21 protein-coding genes and 1 tRNA gene are annotated in these 23,483 nt (G+C 31.2%); 9 read left to right on the top strand and 13 right to left on the bottom strand.

Translation table 11 applies throughout. The features are described from left to right. Positions 1-14: 14 nt before the first annotated feature. The 9 genes from mfd to purR all read right to left on the bottom strand — a co-directional run bounded on the left by mfd (position 15) and on the right by purR (position 11,752). On the bottom strand, positions 15-3,536 hold the full coding sequence (mfd, locus tag ACWJJT_RS12210; protein WP_462954895.1) for a transcription-repair coupling factor: 3,522 nt from the start codon (positions 3,534-3,536) through the stop codon (positions 15-17). A gap of 56 nt (positions 3,537-3,592) precedes the next feature. Then, positions 3,593-4,156, bottom strand: coding sequence for an aminoacyl-tRNA hydrolase (pth, locus tag ACWJJT_RS12205; RefSeq protein ID WP_462954894.1), 564 nt, complete (start codon positions 4,154-4,156; stop codon positions 3,593-3,595). A 228-nt stretch (positions 4,157-4,384) separates the two neighbouring features. Beyond that, the gene (locus ACWJJT_RS12200) at positions 4,385-5,317 is read right to left on the bottom strand and encodes a S1C family serine protease (protein WP_462954893.1); all 933 of its coding nucleotides are present in this window, start codon (positions 5,315-5,317) and stop codon (positions 4,385-4,387) included. Positions 5,318-5,369: 52 nt separating this feature from the next. Beyond that, positions 5,370-6,791: a HAMP domain-containing sensor histidine kinase gene (locus tag ACWJJT_RS12195; protein ID WP_462954892.1), complete on the bottom strand. Its 1,422-nt coding sequence runs from the start codon at positions 6,789-6,791 to the stop codon at positions 5,370-5,372. Continuing rightward, positions 6,792-7,478, bottom strand: coding sequence for a response regulator (locus ACWJJT_RS12190; protein WP_462954891.1), 687 nt, complete (start codon positions 7,476-7,478; stop codon positions 6,792-6,794). A 307-nt stretch (positions 7,479-7,785) separates the two neighbouring features. Continuing rightward, positions 7,786-8,757 (bottom strand): ribose-phosphate diphosphokinase, encoded by a 972-nt coding sequence (locus tag ACWJJT_RS12185; RefSeq protein WP_462954890.1) that lies wholly within the window; start codon positions 8,755-8,757, stop codon positions 7,786-7,788. Positions 8,758-9,000: 243 nt separating this feature from the next. Beyond that, positions 9,001-10,371: a bifunctional UDP-N-acetylglucosamine diphosphorylase/glucosamine-1-phosphate N-acetyltransferase GlmU gene (gene glmU, locus ACWJJT_RS12180; RefSeq protein WP_462954889.1), complete on the bottom strand. Its 1,371-nt coding sequence runs from the start codon at positions 10,369-10,371 to the stop codon at positions 9,001-9,003. A 166-nt stretch (positions 10,372-10,537) separates the two neighbouring features. Next, a complete protein-coding gene (gene spoVG / locus ACWJJT_RS12175) occupies positions 10,538-10,834 on the bottom strand; it encodes a septation regulator SpoVG (RefSeq protein WP_462954888.1) in 297 nt (98 codons plus the stop codon). Between the two features lie 96 nt (positions 10,835-10,930). Continuing rightward, positions 10,931-11,752 carry a pur operon repressor gene (purR, locus tag ACWJJT_RS12170; RefSeq protein ID WP_462954887.1) on the bottom strand — a complete coding sequence of 274 codons (822 nt, stop codon included), beginning with the start codon at positions 11,750-11,752 and terminating at the stop codon, positions 10,931-10,933. Between the two features lie 335 nt (positions 11,753-12,087). Between purR and murC the strand changes: the two genes are divergently transcribed. Together murC and ACWJJT_RS12160 are read left to right on the top strand one after the other, a co-directional pair. Then, positions 12,088-13,467 carry a UDP-N-acetylmuramate--L-alanine ligase gene (gene murC, locus ACWJJT_RS12165; RefSeq protein WP_462954886.1) on the top strand — a complete coding sequence of 460 codons (1,380 nt, stop codon included), beginning with the start codon at positions 12,088-12,090 and terminating at the stop codon, positions 13,465-13,467. 170 nt (positions 13,468-13,637) lie between these two features. Next, entirely contained in the window at positions 13,638-14,543 is a 906-nt protein-coding gene (locus ACWJJT_RS12160; protein ID WP_462954885.1) for a PhzF family phenazine biosynthesis protein, read from the top strand. A 62-nt stretch (positions 14,544-14,605) separates the two neighbouring features. On the opposite strand, the gene ACWJJT_RS12155 is transcribed toward ACWJJT_RS12160, so the two are convergent. Both ACWJJT_RS12155 and ACWJJT_RS12150 read right to left on the bottom strand, forming a co-directional pair. Continuing rightward, positions 14,606-15,037: a hypothetical protein gene (locus ACWJJT_RS12155; protein ID WP_462954884.1), complete on the bottom strand. Its 432-nt coding sequence runs from the start codon at positions 15,035-15,037 to the stop codon at positions 14,606-14,608. Between the two features lie 19 nt (positions 15,038-15,056). Then, on the bottom strand, positions 15,057-15,401 hold the full coding sequence (locus ACWJJT_RS12150; RefSeq protein WP_462954883.1) for a hypothetical protein: 345 nt from the start codon (positions 15,399-15,401) through the stop codon (positions 15,057-15,059). A gap of 330 nt (positions 15,402-15,731) precedes the next feature. Here ACWJJT_RS12150 and ACWJJT_RS12145 point away from each other — a divergent pair, with 330 nt between their 5' ends. Further along, entirely contained in the window at positions 15,732-16,055 is a 324-nt protein-coding gene (locus ACWJJT_RS12145) for a hypothetical protein (protein ID WP_462954882.1), read from the top strand. A 76-nt stretch (positions 16,056-16,131) separates the two neighbouring features. On the opposite strand, the gene ACWJJT_RS12140 is transcribed toward ACWJJT_RS12145, so the two are convergent. Then, positions 16,132-16,752 carry a LysE/ArgO family amino acid transporter gene (locus ACWJJT_RS12140; protein WP_462954881.1) on the bottom strand — a complete coding sequence of 207 codons (621 nt, stop codon included), beginning with the start codon at positions 16,750-16,752 and terminating at the stop codon, positions 16,132-16,134. 347 nt (positions 16,753-17,099) lie between these two features. Here ACWJJT_RS12140 and ACWJJT_RS12135 point away from each other — a divergent pair. The 6 genes from ACWJJT_RS12135 (at position 17,100) to ACWJJT_RS12110 (ending at position 21,631) form a co-directional block, all read left to right on the top strand. Next, positions 17,100-17,175 (top strand) — tRNA-Pro (locus tag ACWJJT_RS12135). A gap of 169 nt (positions 17,176-17,344) precedes the next feature. Continuing rightward, complete coding sequence (locus ACWJJT_RS12130; RefSeq protein WP_462954880.1) at positions 17,345-18,691, top strand: [Fe-Fe] hydrogenase large subunit C-terminal domain-containing protein; 1,347 nt, start codon at positions 17,345-17,347, stop codon at positions 18,689-18,691. An 86-nt stretch (positions 18,692-18,777) separates the two neighbouring features. Then, the gene (locus ACWJJT_RS12125) at positions 18,778-19,302 is read left to right on the top strand and encodes a phosphatase PAP2 family protein (RefSeq protein WP_462954879.1); all 525 of its coding nucleotides are present in this window, start codon (positions 18,778-18,780) and stop codon (positions 19,300-19,302) included. A gap of 60 nt (positions 19,303-19,362) precedes the next feature. After that, positions 19,363-20,016: an HAD family hydrolase gene (locus tag ACWJJT_RS12120; RefSeq protein WP_462954878.1), complete on the top strand. Its 654-nt coding sequence runs from the start codon at positions 19,363-19,365 to the stop codon at positions 20,014-20,016. Between the two features lie 221 nt (positions 20,017-20,237). Further along, positions 20,238-20,618: a hypothetical protein gene (locus ACWJJT_RS12115; protein WP_462954877.1), complete on the top strand. Its 381-nt coding sequence runs from the start codon at positions 20,238-20,240 to the stop codon at positions 20,616-20,618. Between the two features lie 149 nt (positions 20,619-20,767). Further along, the gene (locus ACWJJT_RS12110; RefSeq protein ID WP_462954876.1) at positions 20,768-21,631 is read left to right on the top strand and encodes a hypothetical protein; all 864 of its coding nucleotides are present in this window, start codon (positions 20,768-20,770) and stop codon (positions 21,629-21,631) included. Positions 21,632-21,678: 47 nt separating this feature from the next. On the opposite strand, the gene ACWJJT_RS12105 is transcribed toward ACWJJT_RS12110, so the two are convergent. Next, positions 21,679-23,235, bottom strand: a complete 1,557-nt coding sequence (locus ACWJJT_RS12105) for an ABC-F family ATP-binding cassette domain-containing protein (RefSeq protein ID WP_165412355.1) — start codon at positions 23,233-23,235, stop codon at positions 21,679-21,681. Positions 23,236-23,483 lie beyond the last annotated feature (248 nt).

The following is a 23,483-nucleotide window of genomic DNA, read 5'->3' as shown; positions in this document are numbered from 1 at the left end:
ATTTTAACACAAATTTACTTTATTTCAACTATACTTTTTATATGATCTACAATCTCTATGAGGTCTTCAACCATCTCTTCTTTGTTTAAATTTTTAAGTTTGTATGCAAAGGCAGGCTTATTCCCTAATTTAAATACAATACTTCTATTATATTTACTAATCAAGGCTTTAACTAATTTTTGATTTATTCTTTCGCTACTATCAAATTGTAATATTATCTCCTCCTTTATCTCTTTGATTTCTATTATCCCCACCTTGCTTGATATACACCTAAGATAAGCGATATTCATAAGACTTACAACACTCGATGGTATGTCTGAAAACCTATCTTCTATTTCCTCTTGTATATCTACCATATCCTCGTTACAATTAATAGCCGCTATTTTCTTGTAAATTTCAATTTTCTGCGACTCATCTTGAATATAAGTACTAGGAATATACGCATCTATTTTAATTTCAACAGAAGTTTCAATAGGCTCCATTTCTATATCACCTCTTATTTTTTTCACTGTCTCTTCGAGCATCCTACAGTATAGATCATAGCCTACCGCAGCCATATGACCATGTTGAGCACCGCCCATCATATTTCCAGCACCCCGAATTTCGAGATCTCTCATTGCGATTTTAAAACCTGACCCTAGCTCCGTAAAATCCTTAATTGCTTTAAGTCTTTTTTCAGCAACCTCTGTTAACACCTTATCTTTTTTATAAGTAAGATATGCATAAGCTATTCTATTTGATCGACCAACTCTACCTCTTAATTGGTAAAGCTGAGAAAGTCCCATCTTGTCTGCATCGTAAATTATAATTGTATTTGTATTTTGAATATCTATTCCCGTCTCAATAATAGTTGTACACATCAATATATCATACTTGTTCTCCATAAAATCTATCATAATAGATTCCAATTCTCTTTCTGTCATTTGCCCATGCGCAATGCACACTCTAGCTTCAGGAACTAGCTTTCCTATAAATGCGGCCATTTCTTTGATAGTTTCTACTCTATTGTACACAAAGAAAACTTGCCCCTTTCTATTTAGTTCTCGCAACATCGCATCCCTTATTAATTGATCGTTAAATTCTACCACATAGGTTTGTATTGGATACCGCTCCTCTGGTGGCGTTTCAATTACACTTATGTCGCGCACTCCAGTAAGCGACATATGCAATGTTCTTGGAATTGGAGTAGCTGTTAGAGTAATCACGTCTATATTTTTTCTTAATTTTTTTATTTTTTCCTTATGAGTAACACCAAATCGTTGTTCCTCATCTATAATCAATACCCCTAGGTCTTTAAATTTTACATCTTGTTGAATTATTCTGTGCGTTCCTATTAATATATCTACGTTTCCTTCTTTTGTCGCCTTAATGACAACTTTTTGCTCAGCAGGTGTCCTAAATCTACTTACCATTTCAACCTTTACTGGAAAGTCTGAAAATCTTTTGGTAAGATTTTTATAATGTTGCTCAGCGAGTATTGTAGTTGGTACTAAGAATGCTACTTGCTTTCCATCCATAACCGCTTTAAATGCCGCTCTAATGGCTACTTCTGTTTTTCCATACCCAACGTCACCACATACCAATCTATCCATTGGTTTATCCGATTCCATATCTTTTTTGATTTCTTCAATTGCTATTATTTGATCTGGAGTTTCTTCAAATGGGAATTCTTCTTCAAACTGTTTTTGCCATACAGTATCCTTGCTATATCGGTGGCCCTTAAGTGTAGCCCTTGCTGCATAAAGTTTTACCAGATCCTCTGCAATATCTGCAATAGAGTTTTTAACTTTATTCTTAGCCTTAGCCCATTCTAGCCCACCTAATTTGCTAATCTTTGGAGCTTTGCCTTCACTACCGATATATTTTTGTACCAAATCTAATTGTTCTACTGGAACATAGAGGTTATCACAACCATTATAACTCAGTTGCAAATAATCCTTTTTATGCCCGTGAACTTCCAATTGCTTAATTCCTTTGTATACACCTATTCCATGATTTACGTGAACAACATAGTCTCCCAATTTAAGTTCTGTAAAGCTTTTAAGTTTACTTGCTCCCTTTTTACTAGAACGACTAGCAGCTTTTCTTTTTGATCCACCGAAAACCTCTTTATCGGAAATAACACATAACTTCAGCTGCGGATACTCAAAGCCCTTTAATTGATTACCAAAGGTTACAACCACTTCTCCAAACTCAATTCGAGAAATACTGTCTTTATAGACACTTTCAATGCCTCTATCCCTAAGTATATCTAATAACTTCTCCCCTCTAGTTCTTGTACCAGAAAGAATTACGATCTTGTATCCTTTACTCTTTTTGTCATTTATATCCTCAATAAGCATGTCTAATTGGCCATGGTAATCATAATTAGTAATTTGAGAAAAAGATACTATGTCCCTTGGCTTAAGCACTGTTGTGCTTTTAGCAATAGCGTTTATTGTAATAACTTCTGCGTTCTCTAACTCTTCATATATATATTGCTTATCAATTAAAATTTCTGCTTGTTTAGGTAGTATACTTCCTCGCCTTAAAAAATTCTCGTAATTTTCTTCAAATTCGAAATACACGCTATCTAGTTTACCTAGGCACCTTTGTGAATCATCAACTACTATAAATGATCCCTTCATATAATCTAAAAAAGAAGATGCATTATCATAAAAGTAAGGCATATAGCTATCAACATCTTTAAAACTCCACGTTTCTTTAAGTGATTCCAAATTAATATCAACTAATGAAGTTATTTTTTTTATAATTTCTTTATCTTTTTTCTTGTTAAGACTACCTACCACATTGATTAGGTCTTCCTTTATTTTGTTATATCCTTTTTCCCTAATTTCCTGGGTTAATATCATTTCCTTTGCTGGAAATATATCTATTTCGGCTACCTTATCAATACTCCTCTGAGTTTCACTATTGAATGTCCTTATAGAATCTATTTCGTCGTCATATAGTTCTATCCTAAAAGGTAACGCAGAAATAGGGGGATATAAATCTATAATTCCTCCCCTTATTGAAAATTGACCTTTATTGTCTACTCTTTCTACCCTTTCATACCCACATTCAATTAATTTTTCTGAAAAAACATTTAAATTTAAAGTGCCCCCTACCGCTAATTTGAAAATATATTTTTGGAGCAAATCTATAGGCATATAAGTCGCTGCCAAAGCCTCAATACACGTAATTATTATTTTTTTACCGCTTTCAGTAATTTTTTTCATTACTTTAAGTCTTTCCCATCTCAAGTCGCCAGATACAGCATCAGCATTATAAAATCCCATTTCTCTGGTCGGAAAATAGTACACATCATTTACATAAAAAGATAAGTCTTCGTAAATATTTTTAGCCTCTACATCACTATGCGTTAAAATCAATATAGATTTATCTAATTGCTCGTACACACCATTCACTAAATAGTTCTTAGCTGATTCCGAAAGTCCATATACACCAATTGGATATATTTTCTCTTCTATATCACTTATTATACTTTTAAATTGATTACTCTCTTTCAAAGGCTCCATAAGCCCACTCAGTCTCACGTTAACACCTCTCACTCACTCCATAAATATAGATGATTTCCCAATAATAATTTTATTTAAGCATTAAATCCATTAAATTGATTCATAGCCTCCGTATATCCTTTTGCTATTATCGTTTGAACAGCTTTTATACTAGCCTCAAAAGTCTTTTCTACAAGCACCCGGTCTTCTTTAGAAAATCGCCCTAAAACATGAGGTATTAGCGACTTTTCCGGTTGTCCTACTCCTATTTTTATTCTTAGAAATATGTCGGACGACATGTTAGCTATAATGCTTTTTATCCCATTATGTCCACCAGCACTACCCTTACTCCGTATTCTTAATTTACCTGCATCCAAACTAATATCATCATACATTATGATGATATTTTCATTTGGAATCTTATAAAAAGAAGCTGCTTCGCGCACACTTTCTCCACTTAAATTCATATATGTACTAGGTTTTAAAAGAATAACTTTTTCCCCCGATATGATTATTTCTCCACATACTCCTTTAAATTTTACCCTATTAATCGAAGTATTATACTTCTCTGCCATTAAATTTATTACATCAAATCCTACATTATGTCTTGTATACCTATATTCATCTCCTGGATTTCCTAGTCCAACTACCAAATACATTATTACCCCCAAATATTATTATGTTTAAGCCTTATGTCTACCACATAATTATTTTTTTCATATGCCTTATTTATAATATTATACTAAAAAAGTATTTTAAGCCACAACTTTACATAAAAATTACCATATAATTCATTCTTTTATTATGGTTTTTCTTTAAAAATAACTAATAGTATGCTATGCCTAACTTATACAACTGCTAAGATTATATTATTAACCTTAATTAAGCTATTTTAGCCGTCTAATAACTTTACCATGAGTCATCAAATCATTAATAACTTCTTTAGCTTCATTTATATTAATAGCAAACCCCGTTCCGTAAGTTTCACTGGTTGAATCAATTTTCAAACTATTTATACCAATAACTTCTCCATAGATATTGCATAACGCTCCACCACTATTCCCTGGATTTATATCTGCATCAGTTTGTATTACTTTATAGATAGTTTGTTTACCTGTTTTTTTATCAACAATATTAATTCTTTTATCCAATGCGCTTATAATACCCGCAGTAACCGTTCCTAAAAACTGTTTTCCTAATGGATTACCAATTGCAATAGCTATATCACCAATTTTAACCTTCGCTGAATCTCCAAATTTTGCAATAGGCAAGTTACTAGCTTCAACTTTTATAACCGCCAAATCAGATATAACATCCGTGCCTACAACTGTTGCTTTCAAAATATTATCATTGCTCAGTTTCACTTTTATTTTTGTCGCACCTTTAATTACATGATAATTAGTAATAATATATCCATCACTTTTAAATATAATCCCTGAACCATTACCTTCTGGTGTATCCCACACTTCTTCTGCTTTACTACTAATGCCAACTACTGATGGTGCTACCTTTTGTGCAACTTGTGAAATAGGATTATCATCTGCCTCTTGAATATTATCGTTTTCTCTTACACCTGAATTTAAATTGCTACTAGTCACTTTTGGCACTTTCCCCTTATTAATTATATACTGGGCTGTAATCCCCCCAGATAGGGCTGCTATCAGCATAAAACTAATTACTTTTAAAAATGTCTTGAAATAATTTTTCTTGTTGTTTTTTCTAAATTTAATTTCGCTAAAGATGTCCTTTCCAAAATCTGCATTCTTCCACAGAGCATCTCTTACTTCATTACAAGATTCATAGTCATCCTTATTATCCATAGCATCATCCCCTCCCTACTGGTCATATCTATATTATAAAAATTTTATTTCACTATAAATTATTCACTTTCGTTAATGTAAAAGTAAAATAAACACCATTGTCCTTATTTTCAACCCATATATCACCCTGTAATTGAGTTATTATATTTCTAACTATGGCTAATCCAAGTCCAGTACTATCTTTTGCTGTTCTTGATTTATCCGCTTTATAAAATCTATCCCAAATATGCAATAAATCTTCCTCAGCTATTTGCGGACCAGCATTAAACACAGATATTAAGGCATTTCTTCCTTTAGATTTTGAGCTAATCTTTATTTCCCCACCATCGCTTACATATTTTATTGCATTGTCCAATAAATTTGTAATCACTTGTACTAATCTATCTTTGTCTCCTGCTACAAATAAATTATCTTCATCAAAGCATACATCTACAGAGACCCTTTTCTCTTTAATCTTTGTTTCATTTTTTATAACTGTAAGTCTAATGATCTCATTAATATCCACTTCCATAATTTTCAAACTAAACTCCCCAGCTTCAATTGCAGACATATCTAATAAGTCATTTACAAGCCTTGTTAGTCTTTGAATTTCCTCATATGCAATAGATAAGTAGTATTTTTCCTTTTCCTCTGGAATTACCCCATCCAGTATCCCACCAATAAACCCCTTAATTGATGTTATAGGAGATCTAATCTCGTGCGATACATTGGATATGAATTCGCGTCTATTTTTCTCGTTTTTTTCTACAGAATCAGCCATAAAATTAAATGATTGAGCGAGTTCTCCTATTTCATCATTAGATTTTAAATAGACCCTCTTATAAACATCCCCATTAGATATCTTCTTAGCTACTGAATTAATCTCTGCTAAAGGCTTTATAATTATTTTTTGAGAAAAATAATATATAACAATACAAGAAAATATTATTGCAAAAACTGCAGATATCCAAATTATTTCATAGACACGTTTTAAAGATTGGCTTAATTCTTCAATTGAGTTGCATAATATTATAGACCCCTTAAAAGTGCCCGCCTCAGTTCTTATTGGCGTACCGTAAACTCTTACCGTATTATCAAATATTCCAGCATAAGGGCCTGTAATCTCAAACGTATGCCCAAGCCTAAGCTGATCTAGTTGCTCAGCAAAAACCTGTTTTCCCATAAACTCCTTATGATCTTTATTAGACACCAAATAAACACAACCGTAGCTATCCGTAAGCCAAATATCGGATTTTATATACTCAGCAATAATTGTCATTACGTCATTTAATTTTTCCGAAGTAGCATCCCCAGCCATATATTTCATAGCAAGTCCTTGTATCATATATGATTTATCCAAGAATTGTTCTTTTCTCTGCTCGAAAAAATAATTTTGGAACCAATAAGACAAAAAAGAGGCAATAATTATTAAACTCATTGAAATTATAATTGTATAGGTGGCTAACATCTTAAAAAACAGCCCTCTTTTAAACATCTATTTCACCTCAAATTTGTATCCCACTCCCCAAACAGTCTCAATTTGCCAATTTGGTCCTCCTTGAAGCTTTTCTCTTACCCTTTTAACATGCACATCCACTGTTCTAGAGTCTCCTGGATAATCGTATCCCCAAACTTCACATAAGAGTTGTTGCCTTGTGAAAACTCTATTCTTATTAAGAGCTAAATAATGTACTAATTCAAATTCTTTAGGCGGCATTTTTACCTCTGAACCTTTATATGTAACATTATAAGAATTAATATCAATTTCTAGATTCTCAAAATTTAAAACCTCTTTACCACCTTTATCTAAGTTATAACGCCTAAGCACAGCTTTCACTCTTGCAATTATTTCTTTTGGTTCAAATGGCTTAACTACATAGTCATCCGCTCCAAGTTCTAGCCCCAATACCTTATCAAATGTTTCTCCTTTGGCAGTTAGCATAATAACCGGTGTTTCATTCTCTTTTCTTATCCATTTTAAAACATCGATTCCATCAATATAAGGTAACATTATGTCTAAAAGCACCAAATCTGGTTTATAACTTAAAAATGCTTCCTGTGCAGCCCTGCCATCATATGCTACTTTTGTTGCATATCCTGAATTCTCAAGGTACATTTTAATTACCTCAGCAATGTTTTTATCATCATCAACTATTAGTATTTTCCCTATAGTTCCTTCCATATCAGTACCTCCAAATTATTTCCTCTGTTTTTTTTCTCTATTTTTTTCTATCATTCATCTTTGAAAAATAACTAGTCAACATGCTAATTTATCTTATTAATAATTTATCATACTTTAATGATAAGTTATTAGTTTTTTTTAAATGTTACAAATTATTCACCACTTCCGATAATAATTTAAATATTTTACATATTTACTTAGTTAATATAGTATGCTTACTATCCCACTATTATATAAATCCAGATTATAAAAAAATAGCGATGCCCAATTATAAAAATAATAGAGCATCACTATTTTAAAATATGTATTATAAACTGGAATCTTCCTCGAATAATTTACTTACCGAAACATCCTCATATATTCTCTTTATTGCCTCCGCCAAAATTGGTGCTACAGATAATGTAGTGAATTTTTCGCATTGTTTACCTTCTGGCATATCAATTGTATTTAATATTATTAATTCTTTTATTACTGAATCATTTATTCTTTGAATAGCAGGCCCTGATAATACGCCATGACTACAACATGCATAAACGTCTTTTGCTCCGAGTTTAACTAAAGCATTCGCTCCATTAGTTATTGTTCCCGCAGTATCTATCATGTCATCCATCATGATACAAGTTTTCCCCTTAATATCACCTATGACATTCATAATTTCTGCAACATTAGCTTTTGGCCTTCTCTTATCAATTATCGCTATTGATGCATGTAGCTTATCTGCAAATTTTCTCGACCTAGCAACACTTCCAAGATCTGGTGCAACTACAACTACATCATCCCTATCTTTAAATCCATTCTTGATGTAATATTTTGCAAGTATAGGTGTTCCAGTCATATTATCAACAGGAATATTAAAATATCCTTGTATTTGAGCTGCGTGTAAATCCATAGTAAGTACTCTATCTGCTCCTGCAGTTGTTATAATATCTGCCACGAGTTTTGCTGTAATTGGATCTCTTGCTTTTGCTTTTCTATCCTGCCTTGCATATCCATAATATGGTATAACCGCAGTTATTCTTCCTGCTGAAGCTCTCTTAAATGCATCAATCATAATAAGTAATTCCATTAAATTATCATTTACTGGTTCATTAGTCGATTGAACAACAAATACATCTGCGCCCCTGACAGTTTCATGTATATTAACAGATATTTCTCCATCACTAAAAGTTCCTACTTCTGAAGCTCCAATCGGTAATCCTAGTATGTCAGCTATATCTGCGGCTAATTTAGGATTTGAGTTGCCCGTAAAAATTTTAATATTCTTTCCGTGGTTTATCATATGTAGTTCTGATTCCTAAAATCGTAACAAATCATATTTTAATACAATTTATATAAATTTTCATTCTATACACTAAATAGAACGTCAACATCACGAGACTCAACTACTAGGGTTAATACTCTTACATTAAACCCTTACATACCATTCAATGCGCCTTTAGTAGTTTTTGTATACACATTATGCTGAAAAAATCAGTTTTACACCTCCCTTTATAATTTACTTATTGATTGTATGCTTGTTATTTTATTTGCTATGTCCTGATTTCACTACCCAATTTTCAATATTTTTTTGCCTTGCTCTAGCTATTGCCAAAGCATTTTTAGGTACCTCATTTGTAATTGTAGAACCAGCCGCAATGTACGCGTTATCATTAACCTTTACAGGTGCTACTAGGTTAGTATTGCATCCTATAAACGTATTATTGCCTATTATAGTTTTGTATTTTGCTTTTCCATCATAATTTACAACTACAGTTCCGCAGCCAAAATTACATCCACTTCCTACCTCCGCATCACCAATATAAGTAAGGTGAGATACCTTTGTATTATCTCCAATAGTTGATTTTTTAATTTCAACAAAATCTCCTATTCTAGCATGTTTACCTATATTGCTTTCTGGTCTAATGTACGCAAAAGGTCCAACAGTAGTTTGATCGCCTATCTGGCTTTCAATTACTACAGAACTTTGAACTGAAACTCCGTTTCCTATAATGCTATCAGCAATTCTATTATTAGGGTAAAGAACACAGTCTTCTTTAATAATAGTCTTACCCTGCAAAATATTCCCTGGATATATAGTAGTATCTTTTCCTATTGTAACTTCTGAATCTATGTATGTATTATTAGGGTCAATTATTGTAACTCCATTTTCCATATGTTTTCTATTTATTCTTTTTCTCATAATCGCTTCTGCATCTGCAAGCTCTACCTTTGAATTAACTGCAGTAATTTCTTCAACCGGCACATCAAAAGCTCCAACCTTAAACCCTTGCTCCTTTAATATACTAATAACATCTGTTAAATAGTATTCCTCTTGAGCATTATTATTATTTAATCTATCTAAACTATTAAGTAATTCTTTTATGCTAAAGCAATACATTCCTGAATTTACTTCTTTAACTAATACTTCTTCTTTTGTACAATCTTTAAACTCAACAATTTTTTTAACCTCACCATTTTCATCCCTAATTATTCTACCATACTTTGCAGGCTCAGCCATACTTGAAGTTAATATAGTAGCTTTAAACTCACCTTTTTCATGGTAATCTAATAGTCTCCTAACTGTACATTCAGTAATTAGTGGACCATCTCCAACAAATATTGCTACCGTACCTTCATTCCCGCTTAGGAACTCTTTAGCACACATTACTGCATGTCCTGTGCCTAACTGATCTTCTTGGACGGAGTAATTAATTTTTCTATCTCCTGATACTTTTTTAACCTGCGCGGCTCCTTTTCCAATTACCACATCAACCATTTCAATATCTGCCTTTCTCATAATGTCAATAACATGGTTTATCATTTCTTTACCACAAACCTTATGTACAACCTTAGGCATATTAGAATTCATTCTTTTTCCTTGACCTGCAGCTAATATTATAGCGCATTTATACAAATTAAACACCTCTTTATATATTAATTCGACATATTTACACATTTTATTTTATCTTTTCTTCAATTAAAACACTTCTTATATTATATTTTATATAACATTTAATTGCAACCAACCTTGGCCGTTTTTAATATTTTCTTTATAAAATAAAAAGGGGTAACCCCCTTTTTTAAACTTCTAAATTTTCTTCTACCTCTTCTACTGGTTTCTCATTTCTTACTTTTTCATACTCATCCAATATAGCTGATTGAATCTTCTCTCTTGTTTGAGTATTTATTGGGTGTGCTATGTCCTTGAATTCCCCATCTGGAGTTTTCCTACTTGGCATAGCAATAAAAAGTCCACTCTGCCCTTCTATCACTTTAATATCATGAACAACAAATTCATTGTCAAAAGTTATTGATATAATTGCTTTCATTTTCCCCTCTGTAGCTATTTTCCTAATTCTAACGTCTGTAATTTCCATACACTCCACCTCCAAGTTGCGTTATAGTTATACTATTTCTCTATAACTTGGGTTTTTCCTTCTTAAATTGCAAATAAAAATTAAATCTTTTGAATATTACACTTTTTCAAAGTTTTTTGATGGAGTTAACTCAGAGTTACCTTCCTCGTTTATTCCTTTAAACTGAATAATCGATATGTATTCTGCTATTAATTTATGACCGCTTTGAATATTATCAACGAGAACTCCAATACCTAAAAGTTCACTTTCGAATTCTTTAAGCAAATTAATTATACCTGTTGCAGTGCCTCCAGCTTTCATAAAGTCATCTATAAAAATACATTTGCTCTGTTTTTTTATAGACTTTCTTGAAAGAGACATAGTTTGAATTCTGTTACTAGATCCAGATACATAGTTGATACTAACAGTACTGCCCTCAGTAACCTTCGGATCATGCCTTACAATAACTAGTTGAACACCAAGCATTTTTGCCACTTCATACGCAAGTGGTATCCCTTTAGTCTCGACTGTTACAACATAGTCTATGTCTAACTCACTAAAAGCAGATGCAAGGATTACTCCTGCTTTATGCACTATTTCTGGATTATACATAATATCAGTCATATATATAAAATTTCCTGGTATCACCCTGTCCTTCTGTGCTAAAATTTCACATAATTTTTCTGCAAATGTTATACCTTCTTGCCTTGAGACTCCGCAAATATATTTTACTCCACCAGCTGCACCTGCCACCGATTCCACTCTTCCCATAGATAGCTCACTTAAAGTTTCACGAACAATAACAATATCTTCACTAATTGTAGATTTAGCTGCATTAAATAATTCCGTAAACATTTTTAAATTAATTGTCTTATTAGGATTTTCTGTTAATATTTTAGTAATACCTGTAACTCTTTGATTTCTACTATATTTATTCATAATATCTCACCCATATCTTTATTTTACGAATTTTACTTTGTAAAATTCTTACTATCATTCGTATTTTAATTGTAAATCTTTTTTATCTTTATTACAATGCCTAATAACTAATTTCAAGAGATTTAGTTACTTTACGTGCAAAAACTTATTGACAGCTTTTAAGCTTTATAATTTGATGCAAGTCATTTTCAAAAAATATTATTCTATAATGTGTTTAGTTTTTTTGTATTTTTGTATATAATTAAGACGTACATATATACATTTATTTGTTATAATCAATACTATGCAATTTGCATATACTAAATAGTCATAATCATTTTTAAGGAGTTGATATAATGTCTTTTGATTTTATAAGAGATAAAAACAAAAAAGTTCATTTCATAGGAATCGGCGGTATAAGTATGAGCGGTCTTGCTGAAATACTCATAAAAAATAACTATACGGTCTCTGGGTCTGATATGAATTCATCACATATCACAAGCAAACTTAAAGAAAAAGGTGTTCAAATTTATATAGGCCATAATGGTGATAACATAAATACTGCAGACTTAGTAGTTTACACTGCTGCTATTTCTCCTGAGAATCCAGAATACATTAAGGCTAAAGAGTTAAACATTCCTTTAATAGATAGGGCTGAATTTTTAGGTCAAATTATGAAAGGTCACAAATATAATGTTGCAGTAGCTGGTACACATGGTAAGACTACTACAACTTCAATGCTTGCCCACATCATTTTAAAAGAGAATGTAGACCCTACAATACTCGTGGGTGGAGAATTAGATGCTATCGGAGGTAATGTTTTAGCTGGAAATAGCGACTATTTTATTACAGAAGCCTGTGAGTATAAAGCATCATTCTTAAAGTTTTTCCCCTATATAGGAGCGATATTAAACATAGATGCGGATCACCTAGATTACTATAAAGACATAAATCACATTAAAGATACCTTCATAAAATTCATTAATATTATACCAAAAGAAGGCTATTTAGTCGCGAATGTGGAAGATGAAAATGTTAAAACTATTCTCAATAACCATAATTACAACTGTAGCATACTTACTTACGGAATAAATAACGGAATGCTTAAGGCAAAAGATATTAGTTATAATGAATTAGGTTGTGCCACCTTTGATGTATACAAAGAGGGTCACAGACTATTTCAAATAAACCTTAATGTACCTGGGCAGCATAATGTTCTAAATGCTCTTGCAAGTATAGGCACCGCACTAATCCTTAATTTCTCTGAAAACTCAATTATGTGCGGCCTTTCTAGTTTTAAGGGTACACATAGGCGATTTGAGCTAAAGGGAATTAAAAATGGCGTAACTGTTATTGACGATTATGCCCACCATCCTACAGAAATTAAAGCAACTTTGAGTGCCACAAAAAATTATCCTCATAATAAAATTTATTGTGTTTTCCAACCCCATACTTATTCAAGAACATTAAGCTTATTTGAAGATTTTTCAGATTCTTTTTATGATATGGATAACTTAATACTAGCAGATATTTATGCTGCCAGGGAAAAAGATACTGGAGTAATAAGTTCAAATATGCTTGGAGATAGAATAAGAGAGAAAAGTGTAAATTGCATAAATCTTCATAGCTTTGATGAAATTGTTGATCATCTTAAAAACAATTTAAAAGAAGGAGATATTCTTCTTACAATGGGTGCAGGAGACATCGTTAAAATTGGAGAAATGTACTTAAAATAATTGTTTATATTTATCAAAGTATTTTTATGAAATTATAAGACTTAAGGCTTAAGTCTACGTCTTTAAGATGTGGACTTAAGCCTTTTTACATGTTTGTCTACAACTACTATATTAGGAGTATAACCCTGAAAATATATTTAAAATTAACCTTAGAAAGGAATGTGTTCTTTATGAAAAAAGTTATTTACCAAGTAGATGCCTTCTCAGATGTGCCCTTCGGAGGTAATCCAGCCGGTGTAGTGCCTAACGCTATTGGATTAAATTATACCCATATGTTAAATATTGCGCGAGAAATGAATTTATCGGAAACTGCCTTTATTTTTCCTATGAAAGATAAAGACGCAGATTATGAGGTAAGATTTTTTACACCAACCCAAGAAGTAGACTTATGTGGTCATGCTACAATTGGTTCTTTTTTTTCTTTAGCTTCAAAAGGTATTATTACTGGAACCGATAATGTTAAAATTGTAAAACAAAAAACAAAGGCAGGTATTTTACCAGTTGAACTTTATTTTAAAGATAATAAAATCGATAGTGTAATGATGACTCAAGCTAAACCCAAATTTGTTTTTGATGTTGCAAATACATATGAACTTGCACAAATCATGGGTATCAATGCACATGATATAGGAATATCCGGATATAGCCTTATTCCTCAAGCTGTATCTACCGGCCTTACTGACATTATGCTTCCGGTCAAAAGTTTGTCTGCATTAAAATCCTTAAATCCAAACTATACTAGATTAACTGAATATAGTAATAATCTAAACATTATTGGGGTACATGCCTTTACGCTTGAAACTGAAGAAGACTCCTCCACTCTATCTTGTAGAAACTTTGGTCCCGCTGCTGGCATAAATGAAGAATCTGCCACAGGGACTTCTAATGGAGCACTTGGTGCCTATCTAGTAAAAAACGATGTGCTTAAATTTGAAGATAATATAACTATAATCTGTGAACAAGGCTACTATATGAATAGACCTAGTAAAATAATCGTAAGATTAGAAGGAAGCAAAGAAAACTTAACAGTAAAGGTTGGGGGTAAAGCAGTCATTGTTATGGAAAGGCTTATTTGAGCTACATAAATCAAAAAAATTAAAACTCATATCCTTATAATATAATAAGGATATGAGCTTTTTTACTTTCTATTATATCTCATGAAAAGTTGTTCTACTACCTTAACGCTTTCAGGTTCAATATGTTGAAGAAGGATATTATACGGCTTTTTACCTACTTTTATTGCGATATATTTTTTTGTTATTGCAACCTTACTTATATCATTGAACATAATAATCTTACCCTTTGATGCAAAGTTACTATTAAGTTCAAATCTATCCTTTTCAAATTTTAAATAATTTAAATTTTCTAGTTTTCTAAGTTTTATAATAAAAGATATTGAAAATCCTATAGATACAAATGTGACCATTAAAAATATTCCCGCAATTCCCGCTCTTCCACGAACAAATGATCCTATGACTCCTATTAATAATGCAAAGCTCATTAAAATACTGAATGCACCTTGCTTCATAGCCATTTTTTTTGTTACTCTACTAAATTTAATTTCTTTCAATTGCTTCCCCCCTAATATACTATTTGTGAATTTTCAGCTCCACGAAAAATTCTTTATCTGTTACTTCCATATATATTTCACTATAATCTATTTCAAAATTTGCCATAGTGGAATGGATTCCACTATCACTTAAAAAATGCACTGTGCATATATTATTATCTTCTATATTGCAAAATCTAATAAGTATACCCTTAACAGACGGAAATTGAATTCTAGACTTTATGTACTTAGGCAGATTTTCAAAATATAAATTTACGCATCGATACTCCACTTCAATTATTAAATCAACGTTATATTCATCCTTTTGTATTTCCTTTACTGCGAAATCGCCTATTATTTTCAAATTGCTTTTCTCATAAATCATATGGCACCTCCAATAAAAGATATTAGTATTAGGCTATTTCATAAATTTCTTTATCAATTATATATTCTCTTCCGGTCACAATATTACCTTTATCTAATAACTCTAAAACTATCTATATATTTCAAAAAATTATTTCTGCAATTTCCAACATAATATCCCTCATTGTATTTTTCATTTTTTTACATTTTAAAGCAACTAAATTTTATACTACCAAAATAATCTACTAATGTAAATACTCATATTAAAATTTCAATATTTATAATTATACTGCGTAAAAACATTAGTCTTTGGTAACACTAAATATGAAAAAATGTTTTGGAGGTATATATAATGAAAAATTTTCTAGTTTCAGCTATAGTAGATGTCGTAATAATTTTTGCTTCATATTTTCTATTTAGAAGTGTTATAAGTGGGCCAACTCGTCACCGATTGTATGAGAAATTCATGAGTTCCTTCGCAAAATTCGTAATTATTATCTTTGTATCTAGCGCACTAGTAACATCTCTCATAGCTCTAGTTTTATACAAAACTCGATATATAGTGTATATTAACATACTAGCTCCTGCCTTATTATCAATCCTAGTAGGTTTTATTATGTCTACTGTACCTACTAGAGGCGCCGGTGATAAAGAAAAAACTGGTAAAAATAAATAAATAAATATAAAGCAGCTTTTAGGATAATATTATTTTTATATCATCCTAAACGCCGCTCTCTACTTTTACACATTCACTAAATAACTAATTTAACAAAAGAATATGCTAATTTAAATCCATATAATATTATGACTACACCACATACTAAGTTTATTATTTTAATAACTTTAATGTTAAACTTCCCTTTAAATAGCGAAATAATTGTTGCTAACGAAGTAAACCAAATGAAGGACGCTAAGCATACCCCTATAATAAAGTAGCTTGACATGTTTACTGGAAGTGAAGCTCTCATCCCACCCAATAATAAGGAACCATCAACTAGAGCCTGGGGATTTAGCCAGGTTACTGCAAAACATGTCCATACTATTTTTATAAATGATTTATTCACATCAACAGTTTCTCCCGATTCAACTTTTGGTACTTGTCTCACGAGACCTACTCCAATGTAGATTACTGCTACACTACCTAGTAAAAGAATAAGTATCTTTAAAAGTTTAAACCTTTCCATAAGCGCCCCTACACCTAAAAAGCATGAAAGCGCAAGTGATATATCAAAAAATATAGTAATAAGTGCAACTTGATATGCCCTTAGTCTACTTTTGCGTATAGCCGTATTTATTACAAATATGTTTTGTGTACCTATGGGTGCTACGTATGCAAAACCCAAGAGTAATCCTTGTATTATATATTTATACATTTAGTTCCCCCTAACTCATATACATTCTTATCACTTAAAAATTACCTCTTTTTCTGCACTTCTATTAATGTGAGATCATTAATTTTTATAGATTACAATTTGAACTCAATTGTAATCTATAAAAATTTTAAATGCAATAACGTTTTCAGAAAGTTGTGGCAAAGCCCAGTTATGCACTAAAAAAATAAATGTGAATACTATTGACATTTATGCATTTGTTTTATATAATAACTAGTGTTGTCAGCAAGTTGAATTTATAACTTACATATTTCATGTTTTATATTTTCAAAAACATTCACTAATTTTGTTGACATTTATGCATTTGTTTTGTATAATTAAATTGTCTTCGGGGTGTAGCGCAGCTGGGAGCGCGCGTGGTTTGGGACCATGAGGTCGCAGGTTCAATCCCTGTCACCCCGACCAAAAAGAGTTGTCTAATGACAACTCTTTTTTTATTATAAATTTTTATTCGTTAGTATGTATAAAACTCCTCATTTTTGACAAAATAGATAATAGCGTATTCTTTTATTATTTTTTGCAGATATTATACTAACGTCATTACATATCTATTAACAACTTAGGAGTGATTATTTTGAATAAAATGTATAATGAAATTTTTAAAGACTTAATAAAATCCTATTATGAAGATAATTTTGAAAACAAAGTACAGGAATTACTATCTAAAGATAATATTAATAAAACTGAGTTAAGCTCCGTAATTTCCTCACTTTGCGGAGTTAAAGTAGACTTTTCGCATAATTACATAGATGATTTAAATAAAGCTATCCTTTCTTATGAATCAAATTATAAAATTGTAAATAAAATCAAAGGCTGCACTATGGATTGTACAGATAAGCCTGGAAAGACAAAATGTCAAGCTTCCTGCCCTTTTGATGCCATATTAATAGATAATAAAAGTAATACTACGTATATTGACAATGATAAATGCACAGACTGTGGTTTTTGTGTAGAAGCATGTCCGAATGGTGCCTTAATGGACAAGGTAGAGTTTATTCCTCTTTTAAATTTATTAAGAGGAGATTCGAAAATAATAGCAGCTGTAGCCCCTGCCATTACTGGTCAATTTGGAGAAAATGTTAATATAAATAATCTTAGAACCGCTTTTAAAAAAATGGGATTTACAGATATGGTTGAAGTTGCTTTTTTTGCCGATATGCTTACATTGAAAGAATCCATAGAATTTGATGAGCACATTAAAACAAAAGAAGATTTAATGATCACCTCTTGCTGTTGTCCTATGTGGGTAGGGATGGTAAAAAAGATTTACCACGATTTAGTGAAGTATGTATCTCCCTCTGTATCTCCTATGATTGCCTCCGGTAGAATTTTAAAGAAATTAAACCCTAACTGCAAAGTAGTCTTTATAGGTCCCTGTATTGCAAAAAAGGGTGAAGCTAAGGAAAAAGACCTTTTAGGTGATATTGATTTTGTTCTTACATTCTCAGAACTTAAGGATATTTTTGATATATTAAACATTAACCCAGAAAAACTTCCACAAGCTGTATCCAGTGAGTATGCTTCCAGAGGCGGCAGGCTTTACGCTAGGACAGGAGGAGTATCTATAGCAATTGGAGACGTTATGGAAAAATTATTTCCTCAAAAATATCATTTATTAAATGCTATTCAAGGAAACGGTGTAAAAGAATGTAAAAAACTGCTTACAAAAGCTCAAAATGTAGAGGTTAATGCAAATTTTATAGAAGGTATGGGTTGTGTTGGTGGTTGTGTTGGCGGACCTAAAGCTTTGATTGATGCAAACTGCGGAAAACTTAGAGTGGATAAGTTTGCAGAAAGTTCAAAAATTAAAACTTCCTTAGATAGTGATTGTATGAACGAAATTCTAAGTAGAATTGGTATTAATACTGTTGATGATTTTAAAGATAAAAACAAAACCAAAATATTCGACAGAGAATTTTAGATAATATTTTTCAATATAAATGCAAATTATAATATGGTATAATACTCAGTAATTAATATATTTTTTTGCATTCAAAGGGGGGTTTTATGAAAGCATTACTTGAATATATAAGCGATAAAGATATTAGCCTGCTTAGAATTATAAATAATTCTTGGAAGTGTAGGTTTTTAGATATTATAATGCCAATTATGACTTACTTAGGTTCTTTTTCTTTTATGTTTATATTCTGTACCCTTGCTTTTCTATTTAATAGTACTATTGTTCACACCATAGCTATTAAAGCTATGATTTCTATAACCATTAGTACTGGCATTGGTAAGATTCTCAAAGTAAGCGTTACTAGATTAAGACCTTTTATAACAGTTCCAAACTTGAACATAAAAAAAATAGGCATAGATAAATACTCCTTTCCGTCAGGTCATACTACTGGTGCATTCTCATTAGCTATAATAATAGCTTTATATTTCCCAATATTTGGGTTTATAACTATACCCATTGCTTGTTGTGTAGGAATTTCTAGAATTTACATAGGCGTTCATTATCCTACCGATGTTATTATGGGTATTTTTATCGGAAGTACTTGTTCTTTTCTTACTTATAGATTCTTTTAATTTTAAATCCTAGTATTTAATTACAATTCGACCTGTTATACTTATATAAGAGGTGATTAAATGTTAAAAAATATTAAAGCTGCAATTTTCGATTTAGACGGAACCCTAATAGACTCTATGTGGGTTTGGGATAGAATAGATGAAAATTATTTTAGAAGCAGAAATATGGATTTACCTAAAAATCTAAAAACCCAAATAGAGCACCTTAGCTTCAATGAGACTGCAGCATATTTTAAAAATAATTTCGGTATATTAGATACTATCGACGAAATTAAAAATGAATGGAATGATTATGCCCATGAAGAGTATCTTAATAATGTAAAACTAAAGCCCGGTGTAGTTGAGTTTTTATCTTTACTTAAAACGCTGAATATAAAAATTGGACTCGCTACAAGTAATAGTAAATCTTTGTTAGAAGCTGCACTACATGCTAATAATATATACCATTATTTTGACTGCATAACTCTAACTGATGAAGTATCTCGTGGGAAAGACTTTCCCGATGTATATTTACTTGCCGCTGAAAAATTAGGCGTAATCCCAGAAGAATGCATTGTATTTGAAGATATACTTCCTGCAGTTAAAGGCGCTAAATCCGCCGGAATGAGAGTAGTCGGTGTCTATGATGATTTCTCCAAAGAACAAAGGGAGGATATTGTTAATTATGCAGATATGTATATAATAGGATATAACGAGTTAACTACAGCGATTTAAGACTCATGTGTATACATGAGTTTTTTGTGAATGTTTTTGTTTTCTATCGAATATAATATACTAAGGATAAATATAACTATTTAACATATGCACAAACTTGCGATTAAACTCTATCATATTAATATATCATTACTAAAAGAAGTAATCTACAAGGAGAGATACTATTGCTCATTTTTCTTTTTTCTATTCTTTTGATATGCTTTGGTGTTTATTATTATATTATGGACCAAAAATTATCAACTCAAAAAACCCAGCTAAAGATTATCTCTAGGCAAAATAGAGAACTCAAATCAAAAATTGAAACTTCACGTTGTGCTGAGGGTCCTATTATAATAAAATACAAACTACCTCTTTTTAAAAGTGGAACTATAAAAGAGAGTTGTAGTTTGTATTTAAGTCCTATTGAAATTTCACCTGTTCTATCTAATATAGTTAAAAGTACGACCGTAGAGATTCAAGATTCCGCTGATATTTTTGATATTTCATGGTATGAAGTATCTATAAACTCTCAGACCACCATTAACAATAAAGGATGGATAAAAAAAGATAACATAATTACACTGGACGACACTGTTAGTCACCAAGAGGAGATTCCTACTTAAAAAACAAAAGGCATATATCCACAAAATATATGCCTTTTAAAATTAATCTTTATTTCCATCAGTAATTAGTTTTTTCATTTTCAGAATGCTAATTATGTTATAATTTATAAATCAAACTAACAATCTTGTTAGAACTAAAGGGGTTTAATATGAGAATAATATCTAAAAGCAACCTATGTACAAATAGACCATATATAAATTTAAAAAAACTTTCAATAAAAAGTTCATTGAGAGTTGGTGAAATTACTGAAGCTGGTTTTAAAAGTACTTATATAATAAATCAACATACACAAAGCTTATCTACTAATGAGAATTACATTCTACAATTTAGTAAAGGAATTCAAAAAATAACACTTGATACAGAGCTACTCCATGAACTCTTATTAGTTGAAGTTAATTATTCATCTAAAAGTAGTAATAAATCTGCTAAATTCAAGGTCTACCTTGTCTTAGATAATATAAAATGTTCCTTACCATTTAGTTCATTTCAAGATATTTATGATAACTGTATGGATATCCTAGCTAGAGAACTTGATGGAAAAGAAGAATTAACTTACATAAAAGAAAGCTTTAACAATTTAGAAAATGATGAAATCTCAGTAGATATAGGGTTGAATTTTGATAGATTACAAGAATTTAAAGATAAGGTAAACTACAAAAGAAATATTTATTACTTTGTTATAAATAACATTGCTTCATCTACTTCAAAGTATGATATTAACACTAAACCTAAAGAGATCCTAATAAGTGATACTTTAAAAGTCCTAAGATACAACCCTTCTACAAGGCTTTATATCATACTAGAACCTATTGATGAAACAACTAAAATAAAATTAAACGAAAGTGATATTATTTGTGACCTCGATGAAATTGATTTCCCTACTGTTAGCATATGCACGGGTTATGGACTTGGAAAATTATTAGATGTTAAAAATAATGTTATTCCAAATACTAATACATTATCATTATTTGCAAATATTCTAGACCTAGGATTAGAAGTTTTAAAAAAGTGATATATATATAAAGAGCTAGAAATTATTCTAGCTCTTTTTGTTGTAAATTATACGATTTTAGTTGTCCATTCTTCACAATTCCATACATCTGTTACTACGTCTTGATAGAATTCTGGTTCATGACAAACTATAAGTATACTTCCTGTATATTCTTTTAGGGCCCTCTTGAGCTCTTCTTTAGCATCTACATCTAAATGATTGGTAGGCTCATCTAAGATCAATATATTAGTTTCCCTGTTTAGGAGTTTCGCAAGTCTTACCTTTGCTTGCTCTCCACCACTAAGCACAGTAATTCTACTTTCAATATGCTTTGTAGTAAGTCCACACTTAGCAAGCGCAGATCTTACCTGACCCTGAGTGAAGCTAGGGAATTCTTGCCAAAATTCTTCAATACAATTATTTCGATTGACTCCCTTTATTTCTTGCTCATAGTATCCTATATATTGATAATCTCCTACGTTTGTATGCCCTGAAACAGCTTTTATATCACCCATAAGACTCTTCAACAATGTTGTTTTTCCAACACCATTAGCCCCAACTAAAGCAATCTTTTGTCCTCTTTCCATATATAAATTTAATGGTTTGGATAATGGACTATCATATCCAGTAACTAAATCCACAGTTTTAAATAATATCTTCCCTGAAGCTCTTGCAGATTTAAAATCAAATTGCGGCTTTGGTTTATCTTTTGTAATTTCCATTTTATCAATTTTATCTAATTTCTTTTGTCTTGATTTTGCCATACCACTTGTAGAAGCCCTTGATTTATTTTTAGCAACAAAAATCTCTAGTTTGGTAATTTCTTTTTGTTGTCTTTCATAATCAGCTTCCATTTGCTTCTTTTTAGCATCATGAACTCTCAAAAATTCGTTATATGAACCTATATATCTAGTTAGTTTTTTATTTTCCACATGATATATTATATTAATTACGCCGTCTAGAAATTCAATATCATGAGATATTAAGATAAATGCATTTTCATAATTTTGAAGATATCTCTTAAGCCACTCTACATGCTGCTCATCCAAAAAGTTAGTAGGCTCATCCAGTAGTAGAACATCTGGAGCTTCTAATAAAAGTTTTGCAAGAAGAATTTTCGTCCTTTGTCCTCCGCTTAAATCTGCAACATCATTTTCAAGGCCAACATCTTTAAGTCCAATTCCTACAGCTACCTCATCTATCTTAGAATCAATACCATAAAATCCATTATTATCGAGCTGATCTTGTATTGTTCCCATTCTATCTAGTAACTTTTCTAGTTCCTCAGGTGATGCCTCGCCCATTTTTTCTGTTACACTAAGCATTTCATCTTCTAAGTCAAAAAGATATTTAAAAGCATCCCTTAAAACTTCTCTAATAGTTCTTCCCTTTTCCAAAACCGTATGCTGATCCATGTATCCCACTCTTACGCTACTTGACCATTCAACATCGCCCTCATCTGGCATAAGCGAACCTGTAATAATATTCATAAATGTTGATTTACCCTCTCCGTTAGCACCTATAAGTGCTATGTGCTCCCCTTTAAGTAATCTAAAAGATACATCTTCAAATATTACTCTATCACCAAATCCATGGCTCATATTTTTTACTACCAATCTACTCATTTGTATTTCTCCTTACTATAGTATGATTTTATATATTTATAATTTTAAAACTATTTCTAGTTATATATCTATTTGTTCTTAATAATTAGATGTTGTATATAGATTCCCATGCAAAGAAAACACGTCCAATTTTATCTAAATATGCTTAATTCGAGTGTGCATTGAAAAATGACACATATACTAGTGTAATTTATAATTGTCTTTATGTCAAAACAATTTTATGGATCTTATATTACTGTAGATTGCAA

It is taken from the genome of Clostridium sp. CM041, from assembly GCF_055081035.1.
This window is presented reverse-complemented; position numbering and strand designations above follow the sequence as displayed.

Coding starts and splice junctions, on each gene's coding strand:
- spoVG (WP_462954888.1), bottom strand. CDS start 10,834: ATGGAAATTACAGACGTTAGAATTAGGAAAATAGCTACAGAGGGGAAA.
- ACWJJT_RS12190 (WP_462954891.1), bottom strand. CDS start 7,478: ATGGAAGGAACTATAGGGAAAATACTAATAGTTGATGATGATAAAAAC.
- murC (WP_462954886.1), top strand. CDS start 12,088: ATGTCTTTTGATTTTATAAGAGATAAAAACAAAAAAGTTCATTTCATA.
- ACWJJT_RS12195 (WP_462954892.1), bottom strand. CDS start 6,791: ATGTTTAAAAGAGGGCTGTTTTTTAAGATGTTAGCCACCTATACAATT.
- ACWJJT_RS12120 (WP_462954878.1), top strand. CDS start 19,363: ATGTTAAAAAATATTAAAGCTGCAATTTTCGATTTAGACGGAACCCTA.
- ACWJJT_RS12160 (WP_462954885.1), top strand. CDS start 13,638: ATGAAAAAAGTTATTTACCAAGTAGATGCCTTCTCAGATGTGCCCTTC.
- pth (WP_462954894.1), bottom strand. CDS start 4,156: ATGTATTTGGTAGTTGGACTAGGAAATCCAGGAGATGAATATAGGTAT.
- ACWJJT_RS12110 (WP_462954876.1), top strand. CDS start 20,768: ATGAGAATAATATCTAAAAGCAACCTATGTACAAATAGACCATATATA.
- ACWJJT_RS12185 (WP_462954890.1), bottom strand. CDS start 8,757: ATGATAAACCACGGAAAGAATATTAAAATTTTTACGGGCAACTCAAAT.
- ACWJJT_RS12200 (WP_462954893.1), bottom strand. CDS start 5,317: ATGGATAATAAGGATGACTATGAATCTTGTAATGAAGTAAGAGATGCT.
- ACWJJT_RS12145 (WP_462954882.1), top strand. CDS start 15,732: ATGAAAAATTTTCTAGTTTCAGCTATAGTAGATGTCGTAATAATTTTT.
- ACWJJT_RS12115 (WP_462954877.1), top strand. CDS start 20,238: ATGGACCAAAAATTATCAACTCAAAAAACCCAGCTAAAGATTATCTCT.
- purR (WP_462954887.1), bottom strand. CDS start 11,752: ATGAATAAATATAGTAGAAATCAAAGAGTTACAGGTATTACTAAAATA.
- ACWJJT_RS12105 (WP_165412355.1), bottom strand. CDS start 23,235: ATGAGTAGATTGGTAGTAAAAAATATGAGCCATGGATTTGGTGATAGA.
- ACWJJT_RS12140 (WP_462954881.1), bottom strand. CDS start 16,752: ATGTATAAATATATAATACAAGGATTACTCTTGGGTTTTGCATACGTA.
- ACWJJT_RS12150 (WP_462954883.1), bottom strand. CDS start 15,401: ATGATTTATGAGAAAAGCAATTTGAAAATAATAGGCGATTTCGCAGTA.
- ACWJJT_RS12125 (WP_462954879.1), top strand. CDS start 18,778: ATGAAAGCATTACTTGAATATATAAGCGATAAAGATATTAGCCTGCTT.